Annotated in this window: 19 protein-coding genes; 17 read left to right on the top strand and 2 right to left on the bottom strand. The window is 39.1% G+C overall.

Annotated features, from left to right (window positions below; genetic code table 11):
• Window positions 1-160 precede the first annotated feature (160 nt).
• Both JL001_RS05960 and JL001_RS05955 read right to left on the bottom strand, forming a co-directional pair.
• Window positions 161-688, bottom strand: a complete 528-nt coding sequence (locus JL001_RS05960) for a hypothetical protein (RefSeq protein WP_200975227.1) — start codon at window positions 686-688, stop codon at window positions 161-163.
• Window positions 689-1,041: 353 nt separating this feature from the next.
• On the bottom strand, window positions 1,042-1,734 hold the full coding sequence (locus tag JL001_RS05955; protein WP_200975226.1) for a ComF family protein: 693 nt from the start codon (window positions 1,732-1,734) through the stop codon (window positions 1,042-1,044).
• Window positions 1,735-1,816: 82 nt separating this feature from the next.
• Between JL001_RS05955 and JL001_RS05950 the strand changes: the two genes are divergently transcribed.
• The 17 genes from JL001_RS05950 to JL001_RS05870 all read left to right on the top strand — a co-directional run bounded on the left by JL001_RS05950 (window position 1,817) and on the right by JL001_RS05870 (window position 18,945).
• The gene (locus JL001_RS05950; RefSeq protein WP_200975225.1) at window positions 1,817-2,164 is read left to right on the top strand and encodes a carboxymuconolactone decarboxylase family protein; all 348 of its coding nucleotides are present in this window, start codon (window positions 1,817-1,819) and stop codon (window positions 2,162-2,164) included.
• Window positions 2,164-2,526 carry a hypothetical protein gene (locus JL001_RS05945; protein ID WP_200975224.1) on the top strand — a complete coding sequence of 121 codons (363 nt, stop codon included), beginning with the start codon at window positions 2,164-2,166 and terminating at the stop codon, window positions 2,524-2,526. Before JL001_RS05950 ends, JL001_RS05945 begins: the two co-directional genes overlap by 1 nt.
• Window positions 2,527-2,609: 83 nt before the next feature.
• Entirely contained in the window at window positions 2,610-3,371 is a 762-nt protein-coding gene (locus JL001_RS05940) for an exodeoxyribonuclease III (protein ID WP_200975223.1), read from the top strand.
• 41 nt (window positions 3,372-3,412) lie between these two features.
• Window positions 3,413-3,814, top strand: a complete 402-nt coding sequence (locus tag JL001_RS05935) for an ATP-binding protein (protein ID WP_200975222.1) — start codon at window positions 3,413-3,415, stop codon at window positions 3,812-3,814.
• Between the two features lie 3 nt (window positions 3,815-3,817).
• Window positions 3,818-4,252, top strand: a complete 435-nt coding sequence (gene ybeY, locus JL001_RS05930; protein WP_200975221.1) for an rRNA maturation RNase YbeY — start codon at window positions 3,818-3,820, stop codon at window positions 4,250-4,252.
• A gap of 162 nt (window positions 4,253-4,414) precedes the next feature.
• Entirely contained in the window at window positions 4,415-6,280 is a 1,866-nt protein-coding gene (mnmG, locus tag JL001_RS05925; protein ID WP_200975220.1) for a tRNA uridine-5-carboxymethylaminomethyl(34) synthesis enzyme MnmG, read from the top strand.
• A gap of 1 nt (window position 6,281) precedes the next feature.
• Window positions 6,282-7,175, top strand: coding sequence for a class I SAM-dependent methyltransferase (locus JL001_RS05920; protein WP_200975219.1), 894 nt, complete (start codon window positions 6,282-6,284; stop codon window positions 7,173-7,175).
• Entirely contained in the window at window positions 7,172-8,896 is a 1,725-nt protein-coding gene (locus JL001_RS05915; RefSeq protein ID WP_236252727.1) for an Ig-like domain-containing domain, read from the top strand. Before JL001_RS05920 ends, JL001_RS05915 begins: the two co-directional genes overlap by 4 nt.
• Before the next feature lie 655 nt (window positions 8,897-9,551).
• Complete coding sequence (locus JL001_RS05910) at window positions 9,552-10,307, top strand: hypothetical protein (protein WP_236252726.1); 756 nt, start codon at window positions 9,552-9,554, stop codon at window positions 10,305-10,307.
• 140 nt (window positions 10,308-10,447) lie between these two features.
• A complete protein-coding gene (locus tag JL001_RS05905; protein WP_200975218.1) occupies window positions 10,448-11,260 on the top strand; it encodes an alpha/beta hydrolase family protein in 813 nt (270 codons plus the stop codon).
• A gap of 123 nt (window positions 11,261-11,383) precedes the next feature.
• Window positions 11,384-11,773 carry a DUF1801 domain-containing protein gene (locus JL001_RS05900; RefSeq protein WP_200975217.1) on the top strand — a complete coding sequence of 130 codons (390 nt, stop codon included), beginning with the start codon at window positions 11,384-11,386 and terminating at the stop codon, window positions 11,771-11,773.
• A 270-nt stretch (window positions 11,774-12,043) separates the two neighbouring features.
• Window positions 12,044-12,493 carry a MarR family winged helix-turn-helix transcriptional regulator gene (locus tag JL001_RS05895; protein ID WP_200975216.1) on the top strand — a complete coding sequence of 150 codons (450 nt, stop codon included), beginning with the start codon at window positions 12,044-12,046 and terminating at the stop codon, window positions 12,491-12,493.
• A 111-nt stretch (window positions 12,494-12,604) separates the two neighbouring features.
• Window positions 12,605-15,010 (top strand): 3-hydroxyacyl-CoA dehydrogenase/enoyl-CoA hydratase family protein, encoded by a 2,406-nt coding sequence (locus tag JL001_RS05890; protein ID WP_200975215.1) that lies wholly within the window; start codon window positions 12,605-12,607, stop codon window positions 15,008-15,010.
• Between the two features lie 66 nt (window positions 15,011-15,076).
• Window positions 15,077-15,436 carry a four helix bundle protein gene (locus JL001_RS05885; RefSeq protein ID WP_200975214.1) on the top strand — a complete coding sequence of 120 codons (360 nt, stop codon included), beginning with the start codon at window positions 15,077-15,079 and terminating at the stop codon, window positions 15,434-15,436.
• 56 nt (window positions 15,437-15,492) lie between these two features.
• Window positions 15,493-16,668: an acetyl-CoA C-acyltransferase gene (locus JL001_RS05880; protein WP_200975213.1), complete on the top strand. Its 1,176-nt coding sequence runs from the start codon at window positions 15,493-15,495 to the stop codon at window positions 16,666-16,668.
• A gap of 77 nt (window positions 16,669-16,745) precedes the next feature.
• On the top strand, window positions 16,746-17,099 hold the full coding sequence (locus JL001_RS05875; protein ID WP_200975212.1) for a four helix bundle protein: 354 nt from the start codon (window positions 16,746-16,748) through the stop codon (window positions 17,097-17,099).
• 43 nt (window positions 17,100-17,142) lie between these two features.
• A complete protein-coding gene (locus JL001_RS05870; RefSeq protein ID WP_200975211.1) occupies window positions 17,143-18,945 on the top strand; it encodes an acyl-CoA dehydrogenase family protein in 1,803 nt (600 codons plus the stop codon).
• Window positions 18,946-18,952: the final 7 nt, after the last annotated feature.

The following is an 18,952-nucleotide window of genomic DNA, read 5'->3' as shown; positions in this document are numbered from 1 at the left end:
TTGATCAGTGAAAAAATCGCAATGTAGGCGGATCAAAATGGGGGTGGTGAGGACAAAGTCAATTACCCCTTTACTTGATGATTTTTAATTGAGAGCTATAACTATAATGGAGGCAAGTTAAATCGATATTATTCGCGTTAACCACTCAATGGATATTTTCCTAATTTTCAATATCAGCCAATTGATATTTGATCAGTTGCTGCAACCTGTAATTTTCCTTCTTGCCATTTAGAGGGATTTTGATTTTTCTGGAACCCAACAAAGCTCCTATTCCACCTCCCAAAGCCATTCCACCCAAGACCACGTTGATATTTGTTCTGGTACACATTCCATTGGCATCATCACAGTTGGGATCATCCATTTTGCCAACTGCCAGTCCCACTGCAGTTCCGATGATAGCTCCAAATATGATGGATTTGCCCAGCTTTCCCTGCTTTCTGAATTCCAAAGTGCGAATATCCTCGATATCATGTTCATTTATTCTGGAATGTACTGAAGATGCTTCGGGAAATGACTCAGTAGTTAAAATGGAAGAAGGCCTAACCTCAAATAAATACCCCTTCATGCTCTGGTTAGAGGCATTTGATGTCAACCACATATCATACTGCCTGATCTTAGGCGTGATTTGTGCCACAGCCAAGTTGATCAAAGCAAAGCTGATTAAAAATAAGGATAAGGCCTTTTTCATTAAAAAGAATAGGTTTTGGGAAATGAAAGAAAATAACTCAACATAAACCGCACCACTTGGTCTCAAATTGAATATTACAAAAACTAAATATTACAGTTTTAAATACAAATAAGTGATGATAACATGTTAAAATTAAGTAAATTTTAATTCAAAAAAGTAGATTAAAAAGATTATGTATAGCAGCGGTAATTATTGATAAATCAAGGTGTCATATTACGAAAAAACATTTTTGTTGAAACTACTATAATCATTTTTCCTTAGCCCTTATTTACCCAAAAAATAAATGGTTAGTTTAAAATCAGAAAAATCTGTTGTCAAATCCATTAATAAAACCTGATCTTTTCACCCTACTCTTATCTCCCTGCAGCAATTACGGCCAAATCCACCTGTCTTGCACCAGCATCTAACAATACATTGGCACAAGCAGATAGGGTGGCACCGGTGGTCATCACATCATCAACCAATAAAATAGTCTTTCCCTCCAAATTAGTTTTGCCCGTCAAACCAAAAACCTTTTCTACATTCTCGATCCTTGCTATTCTTGACTTTTTAGTCTGCGTCACCGTAAACTTGGTTCTTACCAAAGATTGGTCAATAGGTATGTTTAAGGGTGAAGCCAATCCTAAGGCAAACTGTAAACTTTGATTGTATCCACGCCGCTTTTCCTTCAAAGGATGTAAGGGAACAGCAATGATAAAGTCCCACCTGACTTCAATGCCACTTTGTTTTAACCTTTGACCATAGAGCTTTCCCAAAACCTGACCTAATTCAGGCTTATTCCGGTATTTCAATTGGTGTAATAATCTTTGGCTCATTCCTTTCTTGGTAAATCTTAAAAAGGCCATCACATTACCAGCCTTGGTCAATCCCATGATCTTTATGGCCAAATCATTGTTCTGAGGACGTAAGTGGTAGGTAGTAAGGGGCAATTTGGCTTGACATACCCTACAAAGTTGATTTTCGAAATCAAACAGGCTCCGTTTGCACACGCAGCAGGTCTCTGGAAATACCAAAGCCAAAAAATCATTGAAAAAAGTGAAACGCATTAGGAAAAAGGCTTGTTAGTTCTAATTGACAGGAAAATACCTGTTATATTTGCTAATTAGATAAAAACTATCCTATAAGTTAATGAATTTAGTAGACGAATTCAACGAGTATCGCGCCAAGATGAATGAGAAGATTCTTGGTGAAGACAATAAAGTGCTCAAACGTATTTTCAATCTGGACACAAATGCCTTCGCACCAGGAGCCATTGACATCCAATCAAAGGAAATGATTGGCCTAGCCTGTTCCATGGTGCTGCGTTGCGATGATTGTGTTCGCTATCACTTAGGGAAATGCCATGAAGTTGGTCTAACCAAAGAGCAGGTCTTTGAAGTATTTTCTATCGCGAACCTTATTGGTGGAACCATCGTAATTCCTCACTTACGAAAAGCTGTGGAATACTGGGAGGAGTTGGAAAACCAAGCTGGATAATGCTAAAGAAAGATTTAGATATAGAAAAAAGGTGGTCCAAGCTCTTATTGGGTATTCAGGACTTGATTGGTAAAAAGCCTGCAGATCTAAATGGTGTGCTTTTTATCATCGGCGTTCAAGAGTTAGGCAAAGGCATGAAAAACTTCAGCAAAGAGCAAAAGCAGGACTTAATGCATATTGCCATTTGCAAAGTTTTGAGTCTGGCTGGTTTTTATGAACTTGATTTTATAGATCAAGACGGCTGGCCTCACTGGAATTTAGTAAAAGAACTACCTCATTTTGATATCTTGGAGCAGGAGAAACTACTAAAGATTCAAGTATTAGAATACTTCGAAAAAGAATTTGAAATAGATATAAAATAGAAATTTCACTTTAAATAAAAATATTAATTAGTCTAAAAGGATAAAATAATATCTAAAGACTAAACAAATTAAATCTTATATATATGAATATCGTATCCTATAATGTCAACGGTATTCGGGCAGCCATGAGGAAAGGCTTTTCGGAATGGCTAGCAGCATGTTCACCGGATATCATCGGCTTACAGGAAATAAAGGCCAACACTGATCAGATTGAGATCAGTGTATTTGAAGACTTGGGTTATCATACTTATTGGTACCCTGCCGTAAAAAAAGGATACAGTGGTGTAGCGATCTTGAGCAAAGAAAAACCCAAACACATTGAATATGGAATGGGTTTAGACGCTTACGATGATGAGGGGAGAATGATCCGTGCTGATTTTGATGACTTCTCATTTATCAGTGCCTATTTCCCTTCCGGCACTACTGGAGGTCCTCGGCAAGACTTCAAATATGCCTTTTTGGATGATATTTACGGGTATTCGCAGGACTTGAACAGGGATTTACCCAATCTAATACTTAGTGGTGACTATAATATCTGCCACAAAGCCATAGATATTCATAATCCTGTTGCGAACAAGAATTCCTCTGGTTTTTTACCAGATGAAAGGGCCTGGATGGATAAATTCACTTCATCTGGTTTTGATGACAGCTTTAGATTGGTAAATCCAACTCCCCACCAATACACCTGGTGGAGTTATCGCGCCAATGCCAGAAACAATAACAAAGGCTGGCGTATAGATTACCATATGACAAGCTCATCCATGAAAGAAAAAGTAAAGAGAGCATGCATATTGCCAGAAGTAATACACTCTGATCATTGTCCTATTTTATTGGAAATTGATTAGATAGAAAATTTAAGCAGAAGAATAATAACCATAAAGACTTAATGAAATCTATCAAAATTTCTATCCCTTCTCTTATTGAGAACATCAAGATCATAGAAAGTTTCATTGATAACGCTAAGGAAAAATTCCAGATCAATGATGACATCTATGGCAACATTATGATTTCAGTAACGGAGTGTGTCAGTAATGCTATCATTCATGGCAATAGGAGTGACGCTTCAAAATCAGTCAACCTTGAACTCAATTTCTTGGAAGACCAGTTAAAGTTCATTATTGAAGACGAAGGCCAAGGCTTTGATTACGAAAACCTAAAAGACCCGACTGCTCCAGAAAATATCGAAAAATCCGGAGGCCGAGGTGTCTTTATTATGAAAAACCTTTGCGATGAAGTTGATTTTGAAAACGAAGGCAAGAAAACCGTCTTAACTTTCTACATGAACTAATTTATGGCGATCAATTTCTTTCAAGAAGACATCAAATACGACCTCCCTCAAAAAAACCTAACTAAGAAATGGTTAAGGGAAATTGCCAAAAGAGAAGGGTTTAAAATAACTGATCTAAACTATATATTCTGCTCAGACGAATATTTATACAAAATCAACGTTGATTACTTAGATCATGACACTTATACTGATATTATCACTTTTGACAACTCAGAAGAAAAAAACACCATTGAAGGAGATATCTTTATAAGTATCGAAAGAGTAAAGGACAACGCCAAAACAGAAGACCAAGACTTTCATCATGAAGCTTTGCGTGTTCTAAGTCATGGACTCCTTCATCTCTGCGGTTACAAAGACAAAAGCAAAGAGGAAGCACATTTAATGAGACAAAAAGAAAACGCTTCATTAGACAGTTATTCAGAACTAACAAAACAATAAAACCACTGTTCCACGTGAAACACTATAAAATATAAAACCTAATAAAACGTTCCACGTGAAACAAACAACAACAAACTACTTTCACTGTTCCACGTGGAACAGTGAAAACAAATTAAGTAACATAAAAATGTTCCACGTGGAACACTCATAAATACAAATAATATGTTTCCAGAATATGACGTAATAGTAGTTGGGGCAGGGCATGCTGGCTGTGAAGCAGCTCATGCAGCAGCAAAGATGGGAAGTTCGGTACTGTTATGTACCATGAACATGAATACTATTGCCCAAATGTCATGTAATCCAGCAATGGGAGGTGTGGCAAAAGGGCAGATCGTTAGGGAAATTGATGCTCTTGGTGGGCAATCTGGTATCATCTCTGATAAGTCCATGATTCAATTCAGAATGCTAAACCGATCAAAAGGTCCTGCTATGTGGTCTCCAAGATCACAAAATGACCGAATGAGATTTGCGGAAGAGTGGAGATTAGCCTTGGAAAAAACGCCCAACGTTGATTTTTGGCAAGAAATGGTGACGGGCTTAGTCGTAAAAGATAAAAGGGTAGTAGGGGTAAAAACCAGTATAGGTCTTGAAATTAACGCTAAATCTGTTGTTCTAACAAATGGTACTTTCCTTAATGGCTTAATTCATATTGGAGAAAAACAATTTGGAGGAGGTCGTACAGGAGAATCAGCTGCACGAGGAATCACAGAGCAGTTGGTGGAACTCGGTTTCGAAGCAGGAAGAATGAAAACGGGTACACCTCCAAGAGTCGATGGAAGAAGCCTTGACTATTCGAAAATGGAGGTTCAGTATGGCGATGAAAACCCTGAAAAGTTCTCTTTCTCCGATGAAACAACACCTCTCAAAGAACAAAGAACTTGTTGGATTACTTACACTAACAAGGAAGTTCATGAAACATTAGAAACGGGTTTTGATAGATCCCCTATGTTTAATGGAAGAATTCAGGGCTTAGGTCCACGCTATTGTCCATCAATTGAAGATAAAATCAATCGATTTGCTGAAAGAGATCGACATCAAATATTTGTAGAACCAGAAGGATGGGATACAGTAGAAATCTATGTTAATGGGTTTTCCACTTCTTTACCTGAAGATGTACAATATAAAGCGATCAGAAAAATAGCTGGTTTCGAAAACTGTAAAATGTTCAGACCAGGCTACGCCATAGAATATGACTTCTTCCCGCCAACTCAATTGAAACTAACCTTGGAAACACAATTGGTAGAAAACCTATTTTTCGCAGGCCAAATCAATGGAACCACAGGTTATGAAGAAGCCGCCTCTCAAGGTCTAATTGCCGGAATGAATGCTGCTAGAAAAGTTCAGAAAGAATCACCTTTTATCCTTAAAAGATCAGATGCTTATATTGGAGTATTGATAGATGACCTTATCAATAAAGGGACTGAAGAACCCTATCGTATGTTTACCTCCAGGGCTGAATTCAGGCTCTTGCTGAGACAAGATAATGCTGATCTCCGCTTAACTCAAATGGGGCACGCAGTTGGCTTGGCATCCGATGAGAGATTAGAAAAGATGATGGATAAGAAGAATGATACAGCCAAACTAATTAATGACCTTAAGCAGAAAAAACTCAGTCCTGAGGACATCAATACAGGACTGGAAGATATGGAAACAGCCACTATCAAAGAAAAAATCACAGTGGAGAAACTTCTCAAAAGGCCTCAATTAGGACTGCAATCTATCATGAATTTAGATGGTGATGTTAAATCTTATCTCACCAAATATCCCAAAGAAGTCTTAGAACAAGCTGAGATTCAGGTCAAGTACAATAGCTACATTGAGAAGGAACAACAAATGGTAGAGAAGCTCAATAATATGGAAAACTTCAAAATTCCATTGGATTTCGATTACTTATCTGTTCCTGCACTTTCTGCAGAAGGAAAACAAAAATTACATAAGATTAAACCAGAAACTTTGGGCCAAGCATCAAGAATCAGTGGTGTCTCCCCAGCAGATTTATCTATACTCACTGTTTATTTAGGAAGATAACATGTACGAAAGATTAACCAAATGTCCACTTTGTCAAAAACAGAGTGGACTTTTTCTTAATCATTTGGTGGTAAAAGATCATAGTGTTTCCCATGAATCTTTTACTATTTGCAAATGTGACAAATGCAATTTTTTATTCACAAACCCACGGCCAGATCAAGAACACATTGGGGAATACTACAAGTCGGAAGATTACATATCCCATACTGATAAATCCAACAACATTGTCAATTTCATTTACAAACAGGTAAGGAAGTATACCCTTCAACAAAAGGTAAATTGGATCAATAAACATACAGCGCAAAAGGGGAGACTTCTGGACTTTGGATCCGGAACTGGTCATTTCCTAAACCAAGCAAAAACCAATGGATGGGACTGTTGTGGATTAGAGCCAAGCAAAGAAGCAGCAAAAATTGCAAAAGACAATTTTGACCTGAATGTTTACTCAGAAATCACAGAATTGGATAAGGAAAAAAAATTCGATGCCATTACACTATTCCATGTTTTAGAACACGTTCATGACCTTAAAGGAACCATGGAATTCTTGCTCAGTAAACTCAAAAAAAGAGGCACTTTATTCCTCGCTGTTCCTAATTACGAATCCTACGATTCAGCATTATTTAAGGAGAATTGGGCAGCATTGGATGTACCTAGACATCTTTACCATTTTACTCAGGAAACCATGCAATACTTAGCAGAAGAATATGACCTAAGAATAAGTGCAAAAGAACCCATGCCTTTCGACAGCTACTATGTATCAATTTTATCCAACAGTATAAAATATAACAAGAAAAATCTAATTAATTCCTTTTTAACAGGATATAAGTCTAATAAAAATGCTAAAATAAACAACAATAACTATTCAAGCATACTGTTTATATTAAAGAAGAAATGAATAGAAGATTTTACCAAATAGTTCTGGCTGCAATAGCTATCATCTTTTGTTATGCATGTGCAAAGCAAAGTTCTCCTATGGGTGGACCAAAAGATGAAGATCCACCACAACTATTATCATCCAATCCTAAGGACCAATCGCTCAACATAAAGCCAGAGCAAATTATCTTAGAATTCAACGAGTACATCAAGGCAGATAATCCCATTAGAAATATTATTATCACTCCCAGTTTGGAGAAAGATAAAATGGAAATTCTTCCCATAAAGAACACCTTGAAAATCAAACTCAATCAGGAATTGGAGGATAGCACCACCTATGTATTTAACTTTCAAAAAAGCATCCAGGATATATCAGAAAATAACCCAGCTGAAAACCTCAAATTAGTTTTTTCTACTGGAAGAATGATCGATAGCCTTCATTTTTCAGGAAAGGTAGATTTTATATTTCCACCAAAAACCCAAGAAATAAAAGATGTTCTCGTAGGTCTATACCGTATACAAGATGATACCATGGATGTCTTTAGTGATCCTCCCTATTACCTGACCCAAGCAGATTCATCAGGGAATTTTGAAATAACCAACATCAAAGGAGGTAAATACAGGGCTTACGCTTTTCAAGACAACAACAATACCTCCAAAGCTGAGTTTAAAAGTGAACAATACGCTTTTATAACTGATACCGTCTCCATCATGAAAGATGTTACCAATGCCCACTTCAGTCTTTATAGAGGTGACCTATCAGACTTTAAAGTCAACAGAACCTCAGCTATCGGAAGCAACTTTGATGTAGTTCTTAGCAAATCTCCTGCATCGCTACACGTGGAACATCCAGATCTTGGTCAAAAGCTCTTCTATCGACTTGATGAAAAACAAATCAGGTTCTATCACACCGAAATGAGAGATGACAGTACCCAAGTAAAACTAACAGTTCAGGACTCGGTAGGATTCAAAATAGATACCACTCTTTATGCATCATTTATGAACAGTGATCGAAAAGCGCAACTGTTGGAAGTCACATTAGGAAAAAACAAAGAGTTTAATCAAAGCATCAATACAGATTTTAGCTTTAACAAACCTGTCAATGTGATCCATTACGATTCACTTTATATTCAATATGATTCAGCTTCTTTTATCCAAATTAAACCAGAGCATTTAAGCTTTAAAGACAGCGCAAGAAGAACGGAGCTGGTATTGACAGTTCCTATCAATGATACACTATCCATCAGCAATTATAACTTTCTAGCAGCCGACTCTACCTTTCAAGATGTAGAAGGAGAGTACAACAAAAAGTCCATCAAAACCAATTTTAAAAAACAGAATACAGATGATCTCGCAGACGAAGTATCCGGTAAAATCCTAACAGACCAATTACCTATCATCGTCCAGTTATTGAACACAGATGAAACAATAGTAAAAGAAATCTATCTAACGGAAAACTTTGATTATAGCTTTAAAAAAATCAAAGCAGGCGAATATAAAATTAGAGCTATTATTGATAGGAATGGAAATAAAAAATGGGATCCAGGTAATTATCAAGAGAAAAGACAGCCTGAGCCAGTCTATTACTATTATAATCAAGAAAACAAATCCTACAACGTGCTCTTACGAGGAAAATGGACCAATAATGATGTAAATATAGATGCCAGAAGAGAAACTGGCCTATCACACACACCTATTGAAGAACCGAAAGAAGTAGAAGAAGTCAGTCCAAATGAGATGTAGATAACTATGGAATATAGTGTGAATAACTGTCTATAACTTATGGACAAATTCAGAGTTATCCCAAAAGTAAATTCGCTTTTGGGATAATTTTTTTACCCCCATGGATAACCCCAAATTTATAAACGTCTATCCACATTTATACACACAGGAATTCATACACATTTTACCACATAGTCATTTATACACAAAAATGAACAGATTTATAAAAGCACTTAATTCATAACAAGTTACAAGTTGATAAATTGTGAATAGGAAGTGAATTAACTATGGAAAAGAGATTGAAACCGTGTGGGTAAATAAATACCAAAAACTTACCCACAAATCCACACCTTAATAACTGTAATAGTTTTTTATTTAAAAAAGAATATAATATAACTATATAGGATGTGGATGAATTAAGAAGTTGATGGAAAACACACCATTTCATCCAAATCCTAATGAGGTAAAGAGTTTGTCAAGTTGCTCAAACAACCAGATAGATTGCTTAGATCATCTTTTCATTACTTTTTGAGAAACTTTAATAAAGCTTCTGATGAAATCAATAAGAAAGGTGCTGAAAACAAATAAAATTGGATAAATTTAAATTTGTGCCTAAAGGGTGGCCGAAGTTTTGAGGTGATGCTTGATCTAAGCGATGCCTTTTAGAAAGAAAGATATGATGACAAAGCAATTATTCTTGATGTTGATCTTGGTGTTGGCCATACAGGCTTCATCAATGGCCCAGGATAAAATATACTTTACAGACTTTTACATTTCTGCAGGTTTCAAAAATCAACCTTACACGGAATTGAATCAATACTTTGCTGATGCAGGTTACCAGACTTTTGATAAGCAAACAGCTACCTTAGGAGGAGGTGTTTCTTATGTGGCGATGTCAGGAATGGGCTTTTTTGCAGAGACTGAGTTTAACCTAAACAAAAAACGATACAACAATGACTTTGTGAACTATCGTTATTTGCCCATTCACGTCACTGGAGGTTTTCAATATCATTGGAAGAATAGCAACATCAAGGACTGGAGATTTTATCCTAAAATCGGCGTGTATTATGGCTCCACTTCTTTGGACATGATTGCCACAGATCTTAATACTGATTTTGGCGAGAACTTGATGGGCGGCATGAATACCAGCTTTATGTATCAGCGTAACATTGGATTGAATTTTAGTATCAATGCAGATAAGATTTTAGGAGCCTTTTTGAAGCCCACTACCCAAATCGGTGTTTATTCCCGGATGGGCCTTCAGGTAGGCTATATGCTGAATGTTTACTCTAGCGTGACCAAGTTGCGTCGCAATTTTAATCCAGACCTTCGGAAAGACCTGATCATTTCCAATGCCCCAAAATTTGATCCCAGTGCTTTCTACATCAAATTGAATTTTGCAATTGGGAAGTTTGAAAAAGAAAGTGAATGAGCTAGGGAAGTCCTGATTGAAAAATAGTGCCGAATTGATCATATTTACCGTTCTAAAAATTTTTACTGTTAGTTCCCTAAAGATTCTTTTAATTGCAAGGAAGATTAACAAATCAATTGACCTTGAATAAATTTCCCAGCATGAAAAAGATTTCACTTATTTTTAGTTTTGTTTTGGCCTTTAGTAGCTTGGTTTTAGCCAAGACAGATACCATACAGGTTTATAGCCAAAAAATGGAAAAGACCATTCCCAATTTACTTTTTACTCCCTCTGATTATGATGAGTCGCTCGCTTACCCTACTGTCTATCTTTTGCATGGAGCTGGTGGCAACTATACATCTTGGTCAGGGATTGCCGATTTACAGTATTTTGCGAACCTCTACAGCATGATCATAGTCTGTCCCGATGCTGGAGTAACCAGTTGGTATTACGACAGTCCTATAGACCCTAAAATGCAGTATGAGACTTTTGTGTCTTCGGAGTTGGTTAATTGGGTGGATGAACACTATTCTACCAAAGCAGATAGAAACTATCGAGGGATTACTGGTTTGAGTATGGGAGGCCATGGGGGCTTGTACCTGGGATTTAGACATCAGGAGACTTTCAGTGTAGCTGGGAGTACCAGTGGTGGTGTTGACATCCTGCCTTTTCCCTTAAATTGGGACATTGCCAAAAGACTAGGCTCCTATGCGGAAAACAAAGAGGTTTGGGAAAAAAACACTGTTATCAATATGCTTCATTTGTTGGATGGAAGAAGCTTGGACATCATCATTGATTGCGGGGTGCATGACTTCTTTTATGATGCGAATGTGCGGCTGCATGAGAAACTGGAACAACGTAACATTCCCCACGATTTTACAGCCAGACCAGGTGTGCACAATGGAGACTATTGGAAAAACTCCATTGCCTATCAGCTGTTGTTTATGCATTCAAAGTTTGAAAGTAGGAAGTAAGTTTTAGTGCCTTACTACTTTTGATAGGCCCAAGGATAGGAGGTTAAAACGCTGTAATCGTTTTCCTTGCTCAATAGGATCGTTTTGAATTAGATTTTGAGTGAAATTGTAACTGTCAGCCGTATGAAGAATGACATCAAAGCTTATCATGGGACACAGACCCAAGAGGACCAAGCCATTTGTGACTGTTTATTTGAAATTATCGAAGCCAATCTTCCCGAAGCAGAAAGTAAAATTTGGCACCGGCATCCAGTTTGGTTTTTGGAGGGAAACCCAATAGTAGGTTACAGCAAATTGAAAGGAGGAATCCGATTATTGTTTTGGAGTGGGCAGTCTTTTGAAGAATTGAAGTTGACCCCTGAGGGAAAATTTAAAGCAGCTGAAATAAGGTATACTGAATTAGAAGAAATCAATCATGAAGACCTGAAGCGATGGCTTGAAAAATCCCAAAAAATTCAATGGGATTACAAAAACATTGTGAAGCGAAAAGGGAGACTGGAAAGGTTGCTTTGATATGCTCAACCTATTTTAGGATAGGTCACTGTAAAGAGTTGAAGATTTGGTACTTCGCCAGACACAGCAATCAAATGCTCAGGCATTAAAAATGTTTGGGGCTCTTTCCGATAAATAGACCTGTTTAGTAAGCCTTCCCAGATCATACATACCCAGAATTTGCTTTAGGATTAAGAAAATTCTTCTTGGAATATTTTTACAATAAATAGTATGCATGCATACGAAATTTTTTCTATCTTACGTTAAGCTAGTAAAGCATAACCCAAAAGTATGAAACCTGAAGAAACCGTCGATTTCCATATCAAGACTGCCTGGCATGCCATTTCACGCATGTACAACCAAAAGGCAGTTGATGAGGGCTTCACCACATCGATTGGTTTTGTACTCATCAATATCAATTCTAAGGAAGGTACGCCGGCAACCAAAATTGCCCCATTGATGGGCTTGGAAGCCAGGAGCCTTACCCGCATGCTTAAATCCATGGAAGAAAAAGGGCTGATTTGTAGAAAGCCTGACATTTCTGATAAGCGATCGGTCCGCATTTTTTTGACCCCTGAAGGCAAGCGGAAAAAAGAAAAATCCATCGAAACCATTCAAGCTTTTAACCACTCCATACGGGAAGTGGTCAGTGAGCGTGAACTGGAAAAATTCTTCGGTGTGTTTCAGAAAATCAACCAAGTTATCGAAAAAGAACAACTTAAGTCAATAGACTCTCAATAGAGGGTTTCTAAAAAACATTTCTATGTAACCAAGCATAATGCAGACCATTTCTTGAGGAGCAGCTGTAATTTGCGAGGTTCCATTTGACCATTGAAAATAAACTAAAATCAAATGAAAAGAGCCATTCAGAAAGTAGCCATTTTAGGTTCAGGAGTTATGGGATCCAGGATAGCCTGTCATTTTGCCAACATTGGCGTACAGGTACTTTTGCTGGATATTTTGCCCAAAGAACCCAATGAAGCCGAAGCCAAAAAAGGATTGACCTTGGAAGACAAGGCTGTCCGCAACCGCTTGGTCAATGAGGCTTTGGAAAAGACCTTGAAAGCCAAACCATCTGCCATTTATGATCAGGATTTTGCTTCGAGAATTACCACAGGCAATTTTGAAGATGACCTTGCCAAAATCAAAGATTATGATTGGATAATCGAAGTGGTGGTTGAAAGATTGGATATCAAACAATCTTTGTACGAAAAAGTAGAACTGCACCGTAAACCAGGCACCTTGATCACTTCGAACACATCTGGGATTCCCATCCAAATGTTGTGTCAGGGCAGAAGTGAGGATTTTCAAAGCAACTTCTGTGGGACACATTTTTTCAATCCCCCTAGGTATTTGCGCTTGCTGGAGATTATCCCAGGTCCTAAAACCAAGCCAGAAATCATCGATTTCTTAATGGAATATGGTGATCGTTATTTGGGTAAGGAAACCGTGCTTTGTAAAGATACGCCGGCATTTATAGCGAACCGAATAGGGGTGTATGCCATCATGTCCAGCATGCACACCATCGAAAAAATGGGCTTGGGCGTGTCAGAAGTGGACAAATTAACAGGAACGGTAATTGGGAGGGCAAAGTCGGCCACCTTCCGAACCATGGATGTGGTGGGCTTGGATACCATGGTCAATGTAGCCAATAACCTGAACAAAGCCCTTCAACATGATGAATCCAAAGATCAGTTCAAGCTACCCAAGATTGTTCAGTTTTTAAGTGACCAAAAGTGGCTGGGAGACAAAACCGGACAAGGCTTTTTTCACATGATTCGCCATAAGGATGGTAGCAAGGAGTTGAAGGAAATTGATTTTGAAACGCAAGAATACAAGCCGGTTGAGAAACCAAAATTCAAGGCACTGGAAGGTTCCAAAGATATTCATGATCTTAAAAAGCGGATTAAGTTCTTGGTGAACTTTGAGGACAAAGCTGGGGAATTCTATCGCACAACCTTCTATGACCTCTTCCGCTATTGTTCCAACAGGATTCCAGAGATAGCCGATGAACTTTACCGTATTGACCAAGCAGTATGTGCAGGTTTTGGTTGGGAGTATGGGCCATTCGAAAACTGGGATATCCTCGGAGTGAAAGATACAGTTGAAAAGATGGAAGTGGCAGATCAAAAGCCCGCCGAGTGGGTGTATGAAATGTTGGAAGCAGGGCATGACAGTTTCTATCGCGTAGAAAATGGCAACCGCCAGTATTATGACATTCCTTCCAAGTCCTATAAAGATATTCCAGGACAGCAAGAGCTGATCCTTTTGGACACTTTAAAGGCAGGAAACAAAAAGATTTGGGGCAATGCCGGATCAACCATATATGATATGGGAGATGGTGTGATCGGTTTGGAGTTCCATACTAAAATGAATTCCCTCGGTGCAGAAGTCATTGAAGGGATGAATACAGCCATCACTATGGCAGAAAAAGATTACAAAGGATTGGTGATCGGTAATGAGGGAGCCAACTTCTCGGCTGGAGCCAATTTGGCCATGATCTTTATGTATGCAGGTGATCAGGAATTTGATGAGATCAATATGATGATCGCTCAATTCCAGAAAACCATGATGCGGGTAAGGTACAGTGCCGTGCCAGTAGTTGTAGCCCCTCATAATATGGCTCTGGGAGGTGGATGTGAAATGTCCCTTCATGCAGATTCGGTACAGGCTCATGCAGAATTGTATATGGGCTTGGTGGAATTTGGCGTAGGCGTTATTCCTGCTGGTGGTGGAAGCAAAGAAATGACTTTGCGTTTTTCCAATAACATCCATTCAGGTGATGTGGAGCTGAACAGGCTACAGGAAGCCTTTATGAATATAGCCACGGCAAAAGTATCCACTTCAGCTCATGAGGCCATGGCTTTGGGATACCTGCAGGATAAAGACGGTATCACCATCAACCGGAAGCGTCAATTGGCAGAGGCCAAAGCTAAAGTGATTGAATTGTATGATGAGGGATACACACAGCCAGCGCAGCAAACCAATATCAAAGTACTAGGCAAAACTTCCTTGGCTTACTTTGAAGCAGGTATCACTGGAATGCAGTATGGTGCCTATATTTCAGACCATGATGCTAAAATTGCAAGAAAACTGGCTTGGGTGATGAGTGGGGGTGATCTTTCACAGCCTACCGAAGTTTCAGAACAATACTTGTTGGACCTGGAAAGAGAAGCTTTCTTGAGCTTGACTGGAGAGAAAAAGACCCTGGAAAGAATCCACAGCATTCTGTTTAAGGGGAAACCTCTAAGGAATTAAAGAAGATTAAAGAGCCAAGAATAAAGAAAAAGACAAGACAATTTTTTAACCAAAACAATAGATGAAATGCACAATTTTAGAAATCTAAAAGTTTGGCAAAAGTCAGTAGATTTTGCTGTAATCATATACTTTTCAACGGATGAATTTCCGAATGAGGAGAAGTATGGATTAGTTTCTCAAATGAGGAGAGCAAGTGTTTCTATTCCTTCCAACATTGCGGAAGGCAGTGCAAAGTCATCTAAGAAAGTTTTTTGCAAATCATTGGAAACAAGTTTAGGTGAGAGTTACGAACTCGAAACTCAATTAGAAATAAGCAAAAGGGTAGGGCTTATATCTGAAGAGAAATCTTCTTCCCTTGAAAACAATCTTATAGAAATTCAAAGAATGATTAATGGACTGAAATCGAAGGTAGAATCCCAATCTTGATTCTTTCGTCTTTGGTCTTTATTCTTTAAAACGAATAAAATTTAAAACAAAACGACATGGAAGCATACATAGTTAATGGATATAGGACAGCAGTGGGAAAAGCCAAAAAGGGTGGATTTCGCTTTTATCGGCCAGATGATATGGCCACGGATGTGATCAAACATTTATTAGCGGAAACACCTGGTTTGGAACCCAGCCGTGTGGATGATTTGATCGTGGGTAATGCCGTGCCTGAGGCAGAACAAGGCATGCAAATGGGAAGGATGATTTCCCTGATGGCCTTGGGAAAGGTAGTTCCGGGTTTTATCATCAATCGTTATTGCGGATCAGGTTTGGAAGCCATTGCCCTGGCCACGGCCAAAATCAAAGCAGGAATGGCCGATTGTATCATTGCTGGTGGAACAGAGTCCATGTCCATGGTACCCATGATGGGCTACAAAACCGCCCTTAACTGGAAAATTGCTACCGAGCACCCTGATTATTACCTCAGCATGGGTTTGACGGCCGAAGAGTTGGCCAAGGATTATGATATATCGAGAGAAGATGCTGATCAATTTGCGGTGACCTCACACGAAAGGGCAATCAGTGCCATAAAGGAAGGCAGGTTCAAAGATGAAATTGTACCGATCCAAGTGGAAGAAACCTATGTGGATGAATCTGGAAAAAGAAAGAAAAAGACCTATACAGTGGATACGGATGAAGGTCCGCGGCCGGGAACAAATATGGAAGCCTTGTCCAAGCTAAAGCCAGCCTTCAAACAAGGAGGTCAGGTCACAGCGGGTAATTCTTCCCAAACTTCTGATGGAGCTTCTTTTGCCTTGGTAATGTCCGAAAGAATGGTCAAGGAGTTGAATTTGGAGCCTGTGGCGAGATTGGTAAGCTATTCTGTGGCAGGTGTTGATCCAAGGATTATGGGCATAGGTCCAAAAGAAGCGGTACCCAAAGCCTTGAAGCAAGCAGGAATGAGCATGAATGATATCAGTCTGGTGGAATTGAATGAGGCATTTGCTGCTCAGGCCTTGGCAGTGATCCGTTCATTGGATATGGATCCTGACATGGTGAATGTCAACGGAGGAGCGGTTGCGCTGGGACACCCGCTGGGTTGTACAGGTGCCAAGCTCACCGTGCAAATGATCAATGAACTCCGCAGAAGAAAACAAAAATACGGTCTAGTGACTGCCTGTGTAGGCGGCGGCCAAGGCGTAGCTGGAGTGGTTGAATTGTTAAAATAGATACTAGACTCGAGACGATAGACTTCAGATAAATTTTCAAACAGGATACATTATTTTTTAACTAAAACAATTGTGTTATGCATAACTACAAAGAGTTTAAAGTATGGCAAAGATCATTGAAATTGACCGTAGAAATATACAGGATTTCAGCATTTTTTCCTTCTGAAGAAAAGTTTGGTTTAACATCTCAAATTAGAAGATGTGCAATTTCAGTCCCTTCCAATATATCAGAGGGAGCTGGTAGAAAAAGTGATAGGGAGTTTGCTCAATTTTTGGTTGTTTCTCACGGATCTATTTGTGAGTTGGAAACTCAACTAATTGTTGCAAAAGAACTCAAATTTATTGAAAGTAATGATTTTAATATACTATCAGAAGAAGTCAATGAATTACAAAAGATGCTTTATTCACTGATTCTAAAGTTTGAAAACTAATTGGTCTAGTGTCTAAAGTCTTATATCTAAAATCTAAAATACAATGGAAACAACAAAAAAAGACAGCATAAATGGTGGGGAGTTTCTCGTTAGGGACACTGCTGCCAAGGACATTTTTATTCCGGCAGAATTCTCGGAAGAGCAACGCATGATGGCACAGGCTTGTCAGGATTTTATTGATACGGAGATATTGCCGCACATAGAGGAAATTGACAGCATGAAAAATCCGGACTTGGTTCCTGGTATTTTGAAAAAGGCTGGTGAACTTGGACTGTTGGGCATTTCTGTGCCAGAATCTTATCAAGGTTTGGGGATGAGTTTCAATACCTCCATGTTGATAGCGGATATCATTGGTGCTGCGGGATCATTTTCCACCACTTATGGTGCACATACTGGGATCGGTACTTTGCCCATTCTCTTTTACGGAACGGAAGAGCAAAAGCAAAAGTACTTGCCCAAACTGGCCACTGGCGAATGGGCTGCTTGTTATTGTCTGACGGAGCCAGATGCGGGTTCTGATGCGAATAGTGGCAAGACCAAAGCGACTTTGACTGCTGATGGTCAGCATTATCTACTGAATGGACAAAAGATGTGGATCTCAAATGGTGGATTTGCGGACTTGTTTATAGTCTTTGCAAAGATTGAGGATGATAAAAATCTGACCGCTTTTATTGTAGAAAAGGACTTTGGTGGGATCACCATGAATGAAGAAGAGAAGAAGATGGGTATCAAAGGTTCTTCAACGCGTCAGGTCTTCTTTAATGATTGTAAGGTGCCAGTGGAGAACATGCTATCTGACCGTCAAAACGGATTTAAGATCGCGGTGAATATCCTTAACATTGGCAGGGTAAAACTAGGAGCTGGTGTGTTGGGAGGTTGTAGACAAGTGATCAAAAATGCGCTGACCTATTCCTCAGAAAGAAAACAGTTTGGTGTGTCTATCAATACTTTTGGAGCCATAAAGTCCAAACTAGCAGAAATGGCGATCAAGACTTATGTCAGTGAATCGTTGTGTTATCGATTAGGGCAAGATATAGAAGACCGTATCGACGCGCTGATAGGTGATGGCATGGAAGTGAACCAAGCCAAATTGAAAGGAGTGGAGCAGTTTGCCATGGAATGCGCGATTGCAAAAATACATGGCTCTGAAGTATTGGATTATGTGGTGGATGAGGGTGTTCAGGTGTATGGAGGCATGGGCTATTCAGCAGATGCGCCGATGGAAAGGGCTTATCGAGATGCGCGGATTTCCAGAATTTATGAAGGGACCAACGAAATCAATCGCATGTTGATGGTTGGGATGCTTTTGAAGCGGGCCATGAAAGGAGAGGTCAATCTCTTTGAGCCGGCCATGGCAGTGGCTGATGAATTGACATCTGTACCTTCATTTGAAATGGTGGACACTTCAGTATTATTTGCTGCGGAAAAAGATGTTTTGAAGAAGTTGAAAAAAGTGTTCCTTATGATTGGAGGAAAAGCAGCGATGGTGCTGCAAGCCAAGATAGAAGAGGAGCAGGAAATCATGATGAACTTAGCTGATATTATGATTGAGATTTATGCCGTAGAGTCAGCATTGTTAAGGACAGAAAAGCGTGTGGGAATTCAAGGTGAGACAGCCTGCAAGCAGCAGATTGCTATGGTGCAGGTGTATCTCTCAGAAGCGGTGGATAAAATCAATGCGGCAGGTAAGGAAGCCATTGCAGCATTTACTTCTGGAGATGAGCAAAAAGTCATGCTGATGGGGTTAAAGCGATTTACCAAAATGGATCCAGTCAATACTAAGGAGCTAAGAAGACAGATTGCCGATGATATGATGGGAAAGGGCAAATATCCTTATTTTGAGTAGCAAGTAA

It is taken from the genome of Echinicola sp. 20G, from assembly GCF_015533855.1.
Taxonomy (GTDB): Bacteria; Bacteroidota; Bacteroidia; order Cytophagales; family Cyclobacteriaceae; genus Echinicola.
The sequence above is the reverse complement of the archived record's forward strand: the minus strand, read 5'-3'. Positions and strand labels throughout refer to the sequence as shown.